The 14,568-nt window shown below is 58.2% G+C and carries 14 protein-coding genes; 9 read left to right on the top strand and 5 right to left on the bottom strand.

Annotated features, from left to right (window positions below; all coding sequences use genetic code 11):
• Positions 1–9: 9 nt before the first annotated feature.
• The 3 genes from OZX64_RS08745 to OZX64_RS08735 all read right to left on the bottom strand — a co-directional run bounded on the left by OZX64_RS08745 (position 10) and on the right by OZX64_RS08735 (position 3,625).
• A complete protein-coding gene (locus OZX64_RS08745) occupies positions 10–711 on the bottom strand; it encodes a DUF3662 and FHA domain-containing protein (protein ID WP_277145993.1) in 702 nt (233 codons plus the stop codon).
• A 402-nt stretch (positions 712–1,113) separates the two neighbouring features.
• Entirely contained in the window at positions 1,114–3,348 is a 2,235-nt protein-coding gene (locus tag OZX64_RS08740) for a PASTA domain-containing protein (RefSeq protein WP_277172835.1), read from the bottom strand.
• Complete coding sequence (locus tag OZX64_RS08735) at positions 3,332–3,625, bottom strand: hypothetical protein (protein ID WP_277172832.1); 294 nt, start codon at positions 3,623–3,625, stop codon at positions 3,332–3,334. Before OZX64_RS08735 ends, OZX64_RS08740 begins: the two co-directional genes overlap by 17 nt.
• Before the next feature lie 221 nt (positions 3,626–3,846).
• Between OZX64_RS08735 and OZX64_RS08730 the strand changes: the two genes are divergently transcribed.
• The 6 genes from OZX64_RS08730 (at position 3,847) to OZX64_RS08705 (ending at position 10,956) form a co-directional block, all read left to right on the top strand.
• Positions 3,847–6,954, top strand: coding sequence for an alpha/beta fold hydrolase (locus OZX64_RS08730; protein WP_277172830.1), 3,108 nt, complete (start codon positions 3,847–3,849; stop codon positions 6,952–6,954).
• A gap of 115 nt (positions 6,955–7,069) precedes the next feature.
• Positions 7,070–8,413, top strand: coding sequence for an alpha/beta hydrolase (locus OZX64_RS08725; protein ID WP_277172828.1), 1,344 nt, complete (start codon positions 7,070–7,072; stop codon positions 8,411–8,413).
• 95 nt (positions 8,414–8,508) lie between these two features.
• Positions 8,509–8,745 carry a hypothetical protein gene (locus tag OZX64_RS08720; RefSeq protein WP_277172826.1) on the top strand — a complete coding sequence of 79 codons (237 nt, stop codon included), beginning with the start codon at positions 8,509–8,511 and terminating at the stop codon, positions 8,743–8,745.
• The gene (locus OZX64_RS08715) at positions 8,738–9,067 is read left to right on the top strand and encodes a type II toxin-antitoxin system YafQ family toxin (RefSeq protein ID WP_277172824.1); all 330 of its coding nucleotides are present in this window, start codon (positions 8,738–8,740) and stop codon (positions 9,065–9,067) included. Before OZX64_RS08720 ends, OZX64_RS08715 begins: the two co-directional genes overlap by 8 nt.
• Before the next feature lie 44 nt (positions 9,068–9,111).
• On the top strand, positions 9,112–10,323 hold the full coding sequence (locus OZX64_RS08710) for an aminotransferase class I/II-fold pyridoxal phosphate-dependent enzyme (RefSeq protein WP_277172822.1): 1,212 nt from the start codon (positions 9,112–9,114) through the stop codon (positions 10,321–10,323).
• Between the two features lie 189 nt (positions 10,324–10,512).
• Positions 10,513–10,956 (top strand): DUF3995 domain-containing protein, encoded by a 444-nt coding sequence (locus tag OZX64_RS08705; RefSeq protein WP_277172820.1) that lies wholly within the window; start codon positions 10,513–10,515, stop codon positions 10,954–10,956.
• 176 nt (positions 10,957–11,132) lie between these two features.
• On the opposite strand, the gene OZX64_RS08700 is transcribed toward OZX64_RS08705, so the two are convergent.
• Positions 11,133–12,146 (bottom strand): 2-dehydropantoate 2-reductase, encoded by a 1,014-nt coding sequence (locus OZX64_RS08700; protein ID WP_277172818.1) that lies wholly within the window; start codon positions 12,144–12,146, stop codon positions 11,133–11,135.
• Between the two features lie 372 nt (positions 12,147–12,518).
• On the opposite strand from OZX64_RS08700, the gene OZX64_RS08695 reads away from it, so the two are divergent.
• A complete protein-coding gene (locus OZX64_RS08695; protein WP_277172816.1) occupies positions 12,519–13,094 on the top strand; it encodes a TIGR00730 family Rossman fold protein in 576 nt (191 codons plus the stop codon).
• Between the two features lie 179 nt (positions 13,095–13,273).
• Here OZX64_RS08695 and OZX64_RS08690 read toward each other — a convergent pair whose 3' ends face one another.
• Positions 13,274–13,759, bottom strand: coding sequence for a DUF5680 domain-containing protein (locus OZX64_RS08690; RefSeq protein ID WP_277172813.1), 486 nt, complete (start codon positions 13,757–13,759; stop codon positions 13,274–13,276).
• Positions 13,760–13,865: 106 nt separating this feature from the next.
• On the opposite strand from OZX64_RS08690, the gene OZX64_RS08685 reads away from it, so the two are divergent.
• Together OZX64_RS08685 and OZX64_RS08680 are read left to right on the top strand one after the other, a co-directional pair.
• Positions 13,866–14,171, top strand: coding sequence for a type II toxin-antitoxin system Phd/YefM family antitoxin (locus OZX64_RS08685; protein ID WP_277172812.1), 306 nt, complete (start codon positions 13,866–13,868; stop codon positions 14,169–14,171).
• Positions 14,172–14,173: 2 nt separating this feature from the next.
• Complete coding sequence (locus OZX64_RS08680) at positions 14,174–14,509, top strand: type II toxin-antitoxin system RelE/ParE family toxin (protein WP_277172810.1); 336 nt, start codon at positions 14,174–14,176, stop codon at positions 14,507–14,509.
• Positions 14,510–14,568: the final 59 nt, after the last annotated feature.

Below are 14,568 nucleotides of genomic sequence, written 5' to 3'. Positions count from 1 at the left end.
GTCTGGCCGTTATTCCTGATCCTGCTGAGAAGCCCAATAGAGGATACGGGTGTGGCCGATGGTGATGGTGTTACCGTCGAGCAGGGTCGCGGCCGGCACTTGATGCCCTTCCACGTAGGTTCCGTTGGTGGAACCCAAATCGCGGGCGATGGTGCCGTTCGGAGTGATGTCGATTTCGAGGTGGTTGCGCGAGATTCCCGGATCGTCGATGACGATGTCGCAGCCTGATCCGCGGCCGACGATGGTCTTCTCTTTGGTCAGCAGGTATTGGTTGCCGTTGATCTCGAGCATCGGGCTGTCTTGCGACTGGTTCTCGGTGGTCACCGGAACGGCGTTGCCTTGCACAGATTCGCTGGTGAGTTTGAAGTTGCCCTTGCTCAGGTCAAGGTCTTCCTCGAAGATGACCACGACGGGGCCGACGAAGGCGTAGTGCTGGCTTTTGGCGTACTGCGTAAGATTGTCTGCAAGCTCGTTGGCAAGCGTCTCGCTGCCCCACTGTTCGATGCGGTCGAAATCGGGTGTGCTCAACTTGAATCGGTATTCGTTCGGGGCAACGGTGCGATCGCGCCCGACCGGCATCGCTTCCGCGTCGATCTCGCGTTCAAGAGCGCTGGAGAGGTCAACCGGTTGAAGGTCTTTCGAGCCGAATTTCGAGAAGACACCGTTCACGGCTCCCTCAACGCTTTTCTCAAAACGATCAAAAACGCTCATCGTAGCCCCTTTCTTATCAGATACTATCTTACGCGAGGCCGCAAACGAGTGATGATTTTCCACCCAATCCGTGCAATTTCTTCATTGTGGGGTGGTTACCGAGTCATACTGACCTGCCGGATGCTTGCCGCATGCCTGCCGAATGCCTGCCGAATGCCGTTCTTGTTGCCCTGTTTACGCCATCCGTCCCCGCCATATCTAAGCCCCTGACGTGGGGAGGCGCTCACTGTTGGTAATGTGCATGTTTGTTGCGCTGGCGTCTGAAAAGTGCATTTTGGCGTCGGTAACTTGCACTTTTTAGACGCTGGCGTGAGATAAGTGCAAGTTAGCTTGGGTAAGGTGCACATATTTGACGGTAGCGTTAAAAAAGAGCGGCGAAATCGTCAGTCCTGCAGATAACCGTCAGTCCTGCAGATAATAGACGTCATCATCTGAGGGTGGGGTCAGCATCGAGGTGCTATGGCTGTTGAGCGCCGAGAGATATGGCCTGTCGGTTTTCGCCGGTGTGCCGTCTTGCGGCCCGTCGTAAAGGTAACCGGGGGTCGGCGTCGTGTCGTTGGGGTTCGTATACCAGCCGGAGGTATCGGCTCCCTTGAACACATAGATGAGGCTGGTCGGCGTGCTGGTCATCTGGTTCATCATCACGCCCTTGCACTGGTCAAGCCCCGTGCCTCCGGAACATTGGTATTCGCTGTCCGGACCGTGAAGCTGGAGGAACGGTGATTTGGGGTTGACGGTGTATGACGCGCCGCCTCCGTCCTCCTCGGTGACGGAAAGAGCTAGCTGGCTGGTTGCGTGCTCGAGCATCGAGTTTTTGCCGCCTCCGCCGGTGAGCAGACCCTTCTGGTTGATCTGCACGCATTCGTCGCTCTTGGTGCAGTATTTGCCCGCAACGAGTGTGAAATCATTCTTTTTCAGTGCTGCCGTGATCTGGTCTGGCGTCGCATTGTGTGCGTCCGCCTTAGGCTGTTTGGCGTTTTTGCCGCTCGTCTTGCCGCTGTCTTTGCCCGCCGCAGGAACGGCGTACTCCGGCAACGACCCCCAGTCGAGCTGCGGATCATCCACCAGATAGTAGGCCGTCTCGTCGCTGGGCGCGGGCTTGACCGGCTCAAGGGTCTTCTTTTTCGAGGCGAACGAAGGCGCGTACGGGTTGCGGGTCGTCAGCGAGGTGATATCGAGGCTGGTCTTGTCGTAAAGCTTCTTGTCACGGCTGATGAAGAACGGGCGCGAAGTATCGATTTTCTTTTGCTTCTCGGCCTTGGTGACCGCGTCCTTGTCGAAGTAATCGGACTTGACCACCTTCGAAACGTCTGCGCCGACGGGGAAGTAGACGTATAGCGGGCCCATATCGTAATGCGCTCCCGAAAGTTCGTCGGAGGAGGCGCCCTGATCGATCGCCGTTTCGAGGTCGAGGCGTTTGCCGTTGACGCACAGGCCGAAGTCCTCCTGCATCGGGGTATTGCCGCAGGTGTAGTTGAACGCCGCATCGTGCGTGGTCAGCTCGAACGCGCCGGCGTCCTGGGTATACAAGGCCTGCGAATCGTCTTCCGGATTGCAGAATTGCTGCTGTGCCGCGCCGCAGAATACCAGCGCACTTGGGGAACCGGCCTTTTCGCCGATGCCCGACTGGGGTGGGGCGTCGGTGCTGTAGACGTAATCCTCGGCGGCGGATGGGTCCAGATTGTCGTTCTTGAATTCGATGCATTTGCCGGCGTTGGTGCAGTATTTGCCTTCCACGGGTGCCGCTGTGCCCACCATCATGTTGAGCTCGGTGTCTTGTTCGCTCGGATCGTTTGCGTAGACGTTTTTGCCGTTCACGGCGTCCTTGAACCCGCTGGCGTCGATGCCGTAATAAAGGACGAGGCTGCCGCCGGGCGTTTCGGTGCCGGGCTTCGGGTTGGAGTTCACGATCTTACCGACCTTCGCCTTGGCGGAGAAGCGCGGGCGCATGATGACGGTGAAACCGGCGCTCGCATACTGCTGCCGGGCCTCGTCTTTGTCTTGGCCCACGACGTCGTAGCCGATGCCTTTAGTTTGCTCGGCGACGCCGATGTTGATGCCGGTTTTCGTATCGAGGACGGGCTGGCCTTCGGAAGGCTCGGAGGCGATGACCGTGCCGGCCTTGGTCTTTTGGTTTGTGACCACTACTCGGTGATAATGCACGGGCACATTCATTGCGCCCATGGTCTTGACGACTTTCTCAACGGACTGCCCTTTGGTGCCTTTGGGCACGCCCGGGCCGTTCGAGGAGATGAGGGTGATGCGATCCTTGCTGGTGCTGTAACGCCTGTTGGGATTGATGTTGCGGTATTTGAGGAAGGTGCCCTTGGGTTTGCCCGAGAATGTCGGAACGGTTACCGTCTTGAAGCCGCGTTTGTGCAGCGAAGCCTCGACGTCCTTGGCGGTGAATTCGTGGGTTTTCGCGGATTTGGCGATGCCTAGACTTGCGGGGCTGGGCACGGTTTTGCCGCCCCAGAGTTGGGCTTTGTAGGTGCCGAAACCTGCGCCCGCTACCACGAGGACCACAGCCACGATTGCCGCGATGAGGATGGTGAGACGCTTCTTGCTGTCTGCCTTGGCTGGTGCCGTGGTGGCTGTTGCGGCTGTAGTGGCTCCGACTTCAGGTCCCGGCCCCATTGCCGGGTTCGTCATCGATGCACTCGCAGCTGCTGGCGCTATTGCCGCATGTATTGGGGCTGACGATGCTGGGCTCGTCGCCGATGCTGGGTTCGCTGGTGCTGGGTTCGCAGAATTGGCGTTCGGCCCGGCTTGCCCCGTCCCCGAGGCTGCGTTGCCTTGTGGCTGCGACGAATGTTGCGGCAGGGGTATGGACGCTGCGCCGAGGGGGTGAGGTGCGTCGTTGCGCGCGGGTACGCCGCTGTTTGCGCCTGCCGAAGGGGCAGGAGCTCCGCATTGCGTACAGAATTTTTCGTTGTCGTCGAGCCGATGCCCGCATTTGTTGCAAAACTTCATTGTTTCCTTTTTCTCTTTTAATGCTTTTTACATTGTACGACGCTGGATACCAAAATGTTTGGTTCGCTCTAACCTATGGCCGCCAAAAGATACTGTACGTATTTCCATCTTACTTTTGGCAACCATGGGTTAGGACGAGTGTGAATTCCTTATACTAGAAACATGACTTTAGGGAAGACTGAAAATAGTGATGATTTGGACGCGCAGGCGAAGGCGATTGCGCAGTTTCCGGGGCGCAGGGCGCGTTCGTTGCGGTTCACGGGTGGGGCGCCTCGGTCCGCGTCGGTGATTGGGGACGGGTCGCGGGCGCTGTTTCTGCGCTCGGATGGGCCGGAAGATCTGGTTACCTCGCTCTGGATGAGCGTGATTGGGCGTGACGGTTCGCATCGTGAGGTGCTGCTGGCCGACCCGCGTGAACTGCTCGCCGATGCCGACAACGAGGACGTGCCGGCCGAGGAGAAGGCGCGGCGCGAGCGTGCCCGTGAAGGCGGACAGGGCATCGTTTCGTATTCCGCGGATTCGATGGGGCGTCGCGTGGCCTTCACCATTAACGGCCAGCTGTTCGTCAGCGAGATTGACGAGGATGGCGACGGCGCTCGTACACGGCAGATCGCGATTGGCGGCCAAGGTAGTGATGGATGCTCCGATGGGCAGACAGGCGTTGCGGATTACGGCGATTCCGATATTCGCAATGACGGCAATCATGCCACTGATGCTGCGGATTGCGGCAATGACGATGATACGGTTGCTTCGGATTCGAAGGGTTCGCCGGCCAGTAGCAAGTGGTTGCCGGTGCTGAATCCTAGGATTTCGCCGGATGGACGGCATATCGCCTATACGACCGGCGCGCGTTTGGTGATGGTGGATATCGCCGATTGGGGTGATAGCGGATTCGATGATGCGACTGTAAATGAAGCCGTCACCGGTACTGATTTTGCCGCTGAGAATAATGGTGACAATAGTGTTGCTGAAGCCGGTCGCGAGGGTGCGCAATTCGCCGCAATGGCTTTAAACCAAGACGCTGATGATGCTGATTCTGCCGTTGTCAATGATAGCGGGAGCGCCATGATTTCGAATGCTCGTAATCATGCGCACCCGCACACCTGCGCGGCCGATACACAAGAGAGTCACCAAGGCGCAGATGTCAGCGATGCCAACACTTCCGGCGACCGATTCAGCACCGTGTGGAGTGTTGGCAACGATCCGAACGGGACGCTCAAAATCGGGTTGGCCGAATTCGTGGCCGGTGAGGAAATGGACCGTTACGATGGCTTCTGGTGGGCCCCGGACTCGCGTGGTCTGCTCTTCGAAATGTATGATAGCTCGCCCGAACCGATGTGGTATATCAGCGATCCGGCGCATCCCGACAAGCCTGCGGCTGGGCGGCGTTACGCGAGGGCGTTGACCAAGAACGCCGTCACGCGGCTGATGCTGGCTCATCTCGAGTTCGATGACGGGCGCGACGAACACTATGCAGGTTGCGATGTGCAGAACGTTTCGTGGGATCGCGAAGCTTACGAATATGTGGCGGTCGTAAGCTGGAAGGCTGGCCACGAGCCGCTGGTGCTGGTGCAGAACCGTCGGCAGACGTGCGACCAGGTGCTGGAGGTGCAGCCTGACGGGCGCACGCGCGTCTTGGAGGAACATGCCAACGACCAGTGGATTGACCTCGTGCTCGGCACTCCGGCCTTCACACCGGACGGGCGCCTAGTCTGTGCCTTGAACGATATGGATACCGACACCAACCGGCTGACTGTCGACGGCAAACCGTTCACGCCGGTCGACTGGCAGGTGCGCGAAGTGCTGGATGTCGGCGACGAGAACGTGCTTGCGGTGGTGCAGCGAACGCCGCATGAGGTTGCGGATGCAGGTGGAAGCGCGGCGGGTGCATCGGCTTCGGCCGGTGCGGTGAAAACCGGTGCTAGCTCATCAACTTCGACCGGTACGGCTGGGACGGTGGCGGCTATCAATGCGGCCAAAACTGCAAGTGCGTCGGAAGCTGAGGCGGTGCTTCGGGGTGCGGACTCGAGAGCCGGTGTCGGCATCGGCCGCGAGTCCATGGAAATCGCTTCGGAACGCGGTTCGCTTCCCGCCGTTCCCGCGGCCTGGCGCGGTGATGAGGCGTTGCACGACGCCCGCAGCTATGACGTGGTCGCCATCGATTTCGACGGCAACATCACGCCGGTCACTGCACGTCCGGGCGTGTGGAGCGCAAGCCGCGCGGGCGACGGCATCGTCGTCTCAGGTCATGACATGGCGCATCCCGGGTCGGTGATGGTGCACGGTTTGGAAGATTCGGTTGCGGCCCCTGCGGCTGGAAATGGCGAAGCCGATATGGCACATGTTGATGGTTCCGCGGTTGCTGACGGCTTGAACGACGAGTTTGCTGGAAATGAATCTGTCGCGCAAACCAAACCGGTTGGTACTGACAACGTACTGACAAACGACTCCGGCTACGTGACGGAAGCCCCAGTTGCCAGCCATGCCGAAACCCCTGGTTTCACGCCGAATACCGTGTTCGTACGCATCGGCGAGCACCGCATGTTCACCGCTATCACCCGCCCGAGCGCTTCCAGCAAATTTGCCGGCGCAGCCAAGCTGCCGGTGCTGATGAAGCCATACGGCGGCCCCGGATTCCAGCAGGTCACCTTCTCGCAGGCCAACTATTGGGAGGCCCAGTGGTGGGCCGACCAGGGCTTCATCGTGGTCACCGCCGACAACCGCGGCACCACCGGGCGCGGCCCGAAGTGGGATCGCGAGATGTTCGAGGACATGAAATTCGTCTCGCTCGACGATCAGGTGGAGGCCGTGCACGCGCTGCCGCAGGTCGCGCCCGAAGCCGATCTCGACCGCGTGACGATGATCGGGTGGTCGTTCGGCGGCTTCCTTTCGGCACTCGTCGCCATCGATGCCCCCGACGTCTTCCGCGCGGCCTGCGCCGGTGCGCCGCCAACGGAATGGACGCTGTACGATACGCATTACACCGAACGTTATCTTGGCCTCGACCCGGCGGTCTACGAGCGCAACTCCATCGTCGCCGACGCGCCCAAGCTGCGCCGCCCGCTGATGCTCATCCACGGTTTCGCCGACGACAACGTCAGCATCGCCAACTCGCTGCGGCTTTCCAAGGCGCTGATGGAGGCCGGCCGTCCCCACACCTACCTGCCGCTCACGGGCATCACCCACATGACCAATGACCCGAAGGTCGCCGAAAACCTCCTGACCCTCCAGCGCGACTTCCTCTACGATGCGCTGGGAATCGAGGGCTGAACGAGGTTGCTGCATAGCGAGGTCGTTTTCCCGCTTTCGTTTCGCTTTTAAATTGCGAACATATGTGTATGGAATCGGCGTGAAACGTGCCAGCGGGTGCGGATAGACTGGCGATATGCATATGCCGTTGATTGACGAGAACCATTATGCCGACGTGATGCGCGAAACCGTGTTGCCGGCGCTCGCGCAGTGCCGCGAGGAAGGATGGATGTCGCCTGCCGGGGTATCTGACGCCGATTCGGCTAACCTCACGGTGCAAAGTAGCGCGTATCAAAGCGTTTCGGATGATATCGATAATCCCGATACTGCCGATGGCGGGAATGGTACGGATGCCGATTCCCGAGCCGCGGGTTCGGCTGCCTCCGATATCGCAGGCGACGCCAGCGGCACCACCCACATCGGTATGGGGGATGCGGGTATCGGAATCAGCGGCGGCGGCATCGACACCGGTCCGGACGAAGCGGACGAGCAGCGAATGATGCACAGCAAGCTCTTTGGTATCTCGTCGTTGCCCGCGCCCCCGACGCCCGGGGCATTGCATTATGTTTGCTTCGACGCGCACAAGTTCGACGCCCTCAATATCGACGGTGCCAGCGCCAAATTCCGCGGCTCGATTGTCTTTTCGTTCGGCTTTACGGAATTCGCCGCCAAGCACGCCGAGATGACGTGGTATTTCCTGCTCGCGGGTTATTCCGTCTGCATTTTGGAGCATCGCGGCCACGGCTATTCCGTGCGCGACGTCAGCAATCCATCGCTGGTCTGGATTGACGATTGGCGGCGGTATGTCGCCGATCTCGCCAAATTCGCGCAGACCGTCGGACGGCAGTACGCAGGCGATCAGCCGATGCACTTGTATTCGCACTCGATGGGCGGCGGCATCGCGGCGGCGACGCTCGAAAGCTTCCCGATGCTCTTCGACCGCGCCGTGCTGTCTTCGCCGATGATCGAGCCGGTCACCGGAATGTCCAATGCCATCGCCGGACCCGCCACTGCGCTCGCCAGTGCAGTCGGACTTTCGCGCCGCCGTGCACCCGGGCAAACCGAGTTCTCGCCGACCATGAAACTCAAGGGATACGAGGGTGCCGAGCAAGCGCGCGTGCAATGGTATTTCAGCTGGCGTGTGAAAGACAAGCACTACCAGACCAACGCCGCCACGTTCGGCTGGGTCAATCAGGCGCTCAAGATGTCGCGCGCGATTCTGCGGCGCGAGGCCTGTTCGCGTATCGAGACGCCGATTCTGCTCTTCCAGGCCGGCCGCGATACGTGGGTGCACAATGGGGCGCAAAACCGTTTCGTCGAGCGCGTCCGCGTCGAAAGCGGGGACGTGGTTTTGGAACGAGTCGAGCCGGCGGTCCACGAGATTTTCAGCATGCCCAACGCGATCCTCGGCCCCTACGTCGACCGCATCATCGACTTCTACGGCGAATCCGTGGATGACATGGTCGCCGAAGAGGAATAAAGAGGAATTACGCGGTTCGTTCCGTGATTCTCTCTCATGTAACAGTGAGTAGTGTGTAAAATAAGATACATTATTGCCGGAGCAAGGAGACCGCTATGGTGACGTTGACAATCGGGGTACCTGTGGATGCCGAGAAGTACACTGCCGCCGCTGCAAAGAGTAGCGAAAGCGGTTACGATCTGGTTGCGGCTGTGGAACAGGCTGTGCAGAATGTCATCGCAGGAGCGCTCTCAGATGACGGAGTGACGTCGGTCCCAGGTATCGTCTGCCATACCAAGGACGAAGCGCGCGCTCATATGGAAGCCATCATCGATGGTGCGGCCCATGCTTGATCTGAAGTTTTCGACAGAATTCGATGCTGATTTGTCACGTTTGGCGCGCTATGACGCGGGTTTGGCGCAGGAACTGGTGTCTTTGATGGTAGACGAATTAATGGTGCAAGGTTGCGTCCCTGACGGGTATCGTCCTCATCCGCTCAACAACCCCGGTGGTTTGTATAACGGATGTATGGAGTTTCATTTGCGAGATGATGTGCTGGTGCTGTATAGCCCTTTGAAACCTAAAAATATTGTATGTGCTCGGCGGATTTGTACCCACGAGGAGTTGACAACTGGGCATTTCGGCAATAGATGGCCTGATGTGCTTCCTCGGTAAAGAACTGGTTAATTAGCGCTTTGATAATTAGGGAGAGAAGGATTATGAAGTACGATTTCACATCGATTATGGATAGACACGGCAGAGACGCCATTGCGGTGGATGGTCTCGGCTCGCGGCCCGGATTCGCGCCCGAAGCGCCGAAGGATGGTTACGACGTCATTCCGATGTGGATCGCCGACATGAATTTTCCCACGGCTCCGACAATCACCGATGCCATCATCGAGCGTGCGAAGCACCCGGCGTTCGGCTATTTCAACCCGAGCGATGAGTATTACAATTCCATCATCGACTGGCAAAAGACGCGCAACGGCGTGACCGACCTCAAGCCGGAGGATATCGGCTACGAAAACGGCGTGCTCGGCGGGCTGGTCTCCACGTTGCATTCCTTTGCGACCCCCGGCGACTCGGTGCTCGTGCATCAGCCGACCTACGTGGGCTTCACCAATGCCATCGAATCCAACGGCTACCACATCGTCCACTCGGCGCTCAAGCGTGACGACAAGGGCGTTTGGCGCATGGACTTCGACGATATGGACAAGAAGATCAAGGAAAACAACATCCACGTCGCCGTCTTCTGCAGCCCGCACAACCCCTGCGGCCGCGTCTGGGAGCGCTGGGAGATCGAGAAGGCAATGGAGGTCTATCGCGCCAATGACTGCGTGGTCGTCTCCGACGAGATCTGGTCCGACATCATTCTCGAGGGCCACAAGCACATCCCGACCCAGTCGGTCAGCGACGACGCCCGCAACCGCACCGTCGCGCTTTACGCGCCGAGCAAGACCTTCAACCTCGCTGGCCTGATCGGCTCGTACCACATCATCTACAACAAGTACCTGCGCGATCGCGTGACGGCCTACAGCTCGAAGGCGGTCTACAACGAGATGAACGTGCTGTCGATGCATGCGCTGATCGGTGCCTACAAGCCCGAAGGCCACGAGTGGCTGGACGAGCTGCGGCAGGTGCTCACCGGCAACGTCGATTACGTCTGCGATTACTTTGCCGAGCATTTCCCGGAGGTCACCTTCGCACATCCCCAGGGGACTTACATGCTCTTCCTTGGCTGCACCGGCTGGTGCGAGGCCCACAACGTCACGCTTGACGAGGTGCTCAAGCGCGCGTGGAATGTCGGCGTCGCCGTGCAGGACGGTCGCCAGTTCAAGGCTCCGTGCGCCATCCGTATGAACGTCGCCCTGCCGCTTTCCCGCGTGCAGGAAGCGATGGATCGCCTGTCGAAGTACGTTTTCATCGACTGAGGTTCTGCGGTAATAGCCTGTTTACGCCGACGGCATTGTCTGTTATGCGTGGGCGAGGTGCCGTAATGGATGCTTTAATCGGCAGAAATAGCGGCACCTCGTAAAGCGGCTAGCATTCAAAGCGATACCTCTATATGCAATAGTGATGGAAGCGGATATTAACTGTCCGGATGCGATAGCATGGAACGTATGGAACTGCTGAAACATATCCTCATCGTGCTCGACATCGTGATGAGTGTGGCCATTCTTTCGGTACATGCCTACTGGGGTTGCGGCGGTACGAAGCTGACCGAATATGTGCTGCCGGCCTATAAAAACGACTACAAGCCGCATCTGCTCCACGTCAAGGCGGGGGATCAGCCGCCTGCCTGGGCCGCGTGGTGTGTGGTTTTCTGCTTCGTTGTGCAGATTGCGTTGCTGGTCATGGACTGGGTGAGTCCCAATATCGTCGTGCGAGTGCTGCTCGGCGTGGCGACGCTGGTCTTTTTCGTTCGTTTCATCGGTGAAACCAACGTTGTCGGCGTCTTCAAGCGCGAGCGCGATACGGTTTTCGCCTACTGGGATACTTGGCTATACACTCCGGTTTGCTTCGTTTTTGCGCTGAGCCTTGGGGCTTTGGTCTTCATCGGCTAGTGCCGCGGTTTGCTTATGTATATATAACGAGGCGTTGTATATTATTGCTTTTTATACAAAAGCAATAGAAAGCGCGTTAAAAGGACGTTCTGAGAATTTCAATCGTCTCTTTTAACGCGCTGATTGACCGCCGACCTTTAAGCGGGCCAACTATCCTCTAACCGAAACCGGCTACGTTACTTGGTCGCTGTTGCTGCCTCAGCGGTTTCCTGCTTGTGGATTTGGAAGGCGAGCTCGGCGACGTGTAGGCAATGGCGCAGGAACTCCTGCGTGCGGCACGGGCTGTCGACCCGGCGCCCGACCTCGGCGATGTAACCGTTGATGTAGTCCACCTCGGTCTTGCGGCCGTTGTGCATGTCCTGGTACATCGACGGATAGTGCAGCGGGTTGGCGACGCGGCTGACGTAATCGACCTCCTGAACGGCGGCCTCTCGGTCCTGAATCGGCTTGAAACCGTCGCGTTCGAGCGCGTCGTAGGCCTCGTTGATCAGCTGGCGTGCCATGTCCATCGCGCCGGGGTAGGAGATGAACTGCCCCATCGTGATCTGGTACATCGTGCACAGCGAGTTGATCACGGAGTTGAAGATGACTTTCGCCAGGCAGGTGCCGCGGAAGTTCTGCGTGACCTGCGGGTTGAAACCGGTCTTGTCGAGGTCGGCGACCATCTCCTTCTCGATGTCGGTGATCTCCTCGGTCATCGCGCAGATATGCATGGTGCCAGCGCCGGGCTTGCCGATGAAATCGACGTCGCCGGGGCCGTTGAAGACGGACGCGACCATCGCGGTGCCGCCGTAGATGCGTTCCTTGGGGAAGTAGTTGAGGATCTTGTCGAAGTGGCCCCATCCGTTCATCGCCGAGAAGACGACCTGATGGTCCTTGAAGATACCCGCGTCGGCGCAGCGCTTGAGCGCGTCGGCAAGCTGCATCTGCTTGAGCATGATGATCCACACGTCGGGGTCGCCGCCTTCGCGCTTGAGCTTCTCGCCATAGTCTTCGGGGGAGTAGATGTCGGCCTTTACCAGGTGGCGGTTTTCGTGGTCGCGCGAGACGTAGGCGCCGCCCTGCTCGCGAATCTTGTCGACGTTGGGCTGCCACGGCTCGACGTATTCCACTTCCTTGCCGGCCTTCTCCTGCAGCAGCACGCCGTATCGCAGGCCCATGGCCCCGGCTCCGATGATTCCGTACTTCATTTCATTACCCCTCTTCTCTCGCTCCGCTTGCGGTTTCGTGGCCGCTACGGTTCGGCGACGATGTACGGCGCGGATTGCGCGGATACGCTGTATAGCGCCGTCATCGGTATTCGTAGTATGCGCGGTGTCGTTCTGTCGGTAACGGCCGATTTCATATTGTGGACGGAAAAATAGATATTATGGATGTTTTTATCTAATGGCGAGCTGAGCTGCGCGATAGTAACGTGTGGCCGGGTGTTGTGCTGTGTCGGAACATAGATTGGCGGCTGACGTGCAGATTGGCGGCTGCACCGGCGCTAGCGAGTGGCTTATAATTGTCTGCAATCGGCCGAAACGATAGTGGTATCGGCTACAGATGAGGGAGAGAATGGCATGAAGATTACGGTGTATTGCGGCGCGTCGAGCGGCAACGATCCGAAGTATGCGGCGGCGGCGAAGCGGCTTGGCGAGTGGATTGCGGGGCTTGACGAGGGCGAGCTGGTCTATGGCGGCGGCGGTGTCGGGCTGATGGGCACGGTCGCGCAGACGGTGCTCGACGGCGGCGGCAAGGTGCACGGCATCATGCCGCAGATGCTCATCGACCGCAACGCCGGCGCGACGGGCCTGACGACAATGGAGGTCGTCGACGATATGGACGTGCGCAAGCGCCGCATGATGGAGCTGGGCGATATCTTGATCGCTTTTCCTGGCGGCCCCGGCACGCTCGAGGAGATCGCAGAGGCGTTTTCGTCATCGCGCATCGGGCTCAACGACAAGCCTTGCGTGCTCTTCGATCTCGACGGCTACTGGCAGCCGCTGGCCCAGATGTTCGACGGCATGGTTGCGGCAGGCTTCCTCACCGCCGCCGATCGCGCGAAACTGCTGGTCACCGATTCGGTCGACGAGATCACCCGTTTCGCCGCCACCTACCAGCCCCCGCAAATCCGCACCTTCCCCGAGCGCAAGTAGTTACGCCGATACCGCCGGTATGTCTCGGTGACCAGTGCCGCGCCTAAAGCAGGCAGCGGGCTGCGTCACTGTCTCCGCCGACGATTTTGGCGATTAGCGGGCGTCTGGATTCAAAGCAGATTCCCAAAACCGGAATATAGACGTCTGAAATTGCGTCTGGCCATCTGGAATTGCGTCCGTTATCGCAGATATCCGCCGGAATAGTGTAAGCGATAAACGGGTAGCGGACCGGCGCAAATGGTTTCCTCGCCGTTGAAATCCCTGATATCGCCGGCGTATTGGTTCGTATAGCGATATTTGCCGGATTCGAATGAGTCCGGTCCGCGATAGGGCGCTGCTGGGCTCACTTGCCGCAAGGCGAGTTTCAGGAATTGGTAGATTTCCGTTGCGTCGTCGTTTTCGTCGGTGTTACCTTGATTCATGTCGTTTTCTAATATTGTGCCGGAATAAACCATCGACCAGATTGGCTGCGAACCGTCTTCTACGATTTCCTGGCCGGCAAAGCGAAAGCCGCCGAAGTAGATATCGCGGTAATGCAGGTCGCCTTGCGTGAATCTGAATTCGTGCGATCCTGCGAACGTAGGTTCGGCGGCAACTGGTTTTTCCGCAGCGTAGGTAGCGGCTTTTGCTGCAACTAGAAACGACGGCAACGATGTGGAACGCATGAAATCAGTTTATCAAAACAGTTTGTCGTACTTAGATGGATTAATGCAATTATGCGCCTCCTGATTTAGCATAATTATGCTAAAATTTTAGATCAGGAGGTGCTTTATGGTAGTACAGCAGATTCGTCCGGTTTCAGACCTGCGCAATCATTTCGCAGATATTTCTCGCAGTGTCCACGAGAGTGAAGAGCCAGTGTTCCTGACCAAAAACGGATTCGGAGACATGGTGGTCATGAGTATGGAGGCGTATGAGAATCGGCAATACGACAGCCAGGTTTATTCGGCGCTGCTGGAAGCCGAGCGCGAAGAGGGAATGACCGACCAACGTTTTTCGCCAAAAGAGGCGTTGCGAGCTATGCGTTCAGCGATTGGCTGTGCGTCTGAAGGCGCTGAAACTGTTGCGAAGGCATGATGATGACGGCTAAGAATCAGAGTGGATCCTATCAAGTCGCAATTCTGCCGGTAGCGTTACGAGATGTCGAGCAGGTTGTCACTTATATTGCCGAGAGTCTTGAGAATCGGTCCGCTGCGTTGCGTTACGCCGATAATTTTTACGCTGCTTTTGAAAGTTTGGCGCAGTTGCCATATTCGAGGCCGTTATATGAAGCCCCAGGAACATTGACACACGAATATAGGCGTGAGTCTGTCGGTAATTATGAGATTTTCTACTGGATTGAGGAAGCTCGCAGACAAGTGACAGTTGCACGAGTTATTTATGCACGCAGGGACTTATCAAAGCAGCTGAAGTGAAGGGTGTATAAACTCCGGTGGGCAATTTACAGGCAAAACTGCTTGATGCTGAAAATCAA

It is taken from the genome of Bifidobacterium sp. ESL0704 (assembly GCF_029392075.1).
Classification (GTDB): Bacteria; Actinomycetota; Actinomycetes; order Actinomycetales; family Bifidobacteriaceae; genus Bifidobacterium.
This window is presented reverse-complemented; position numbering and strand designations above follow the sequence as displayed.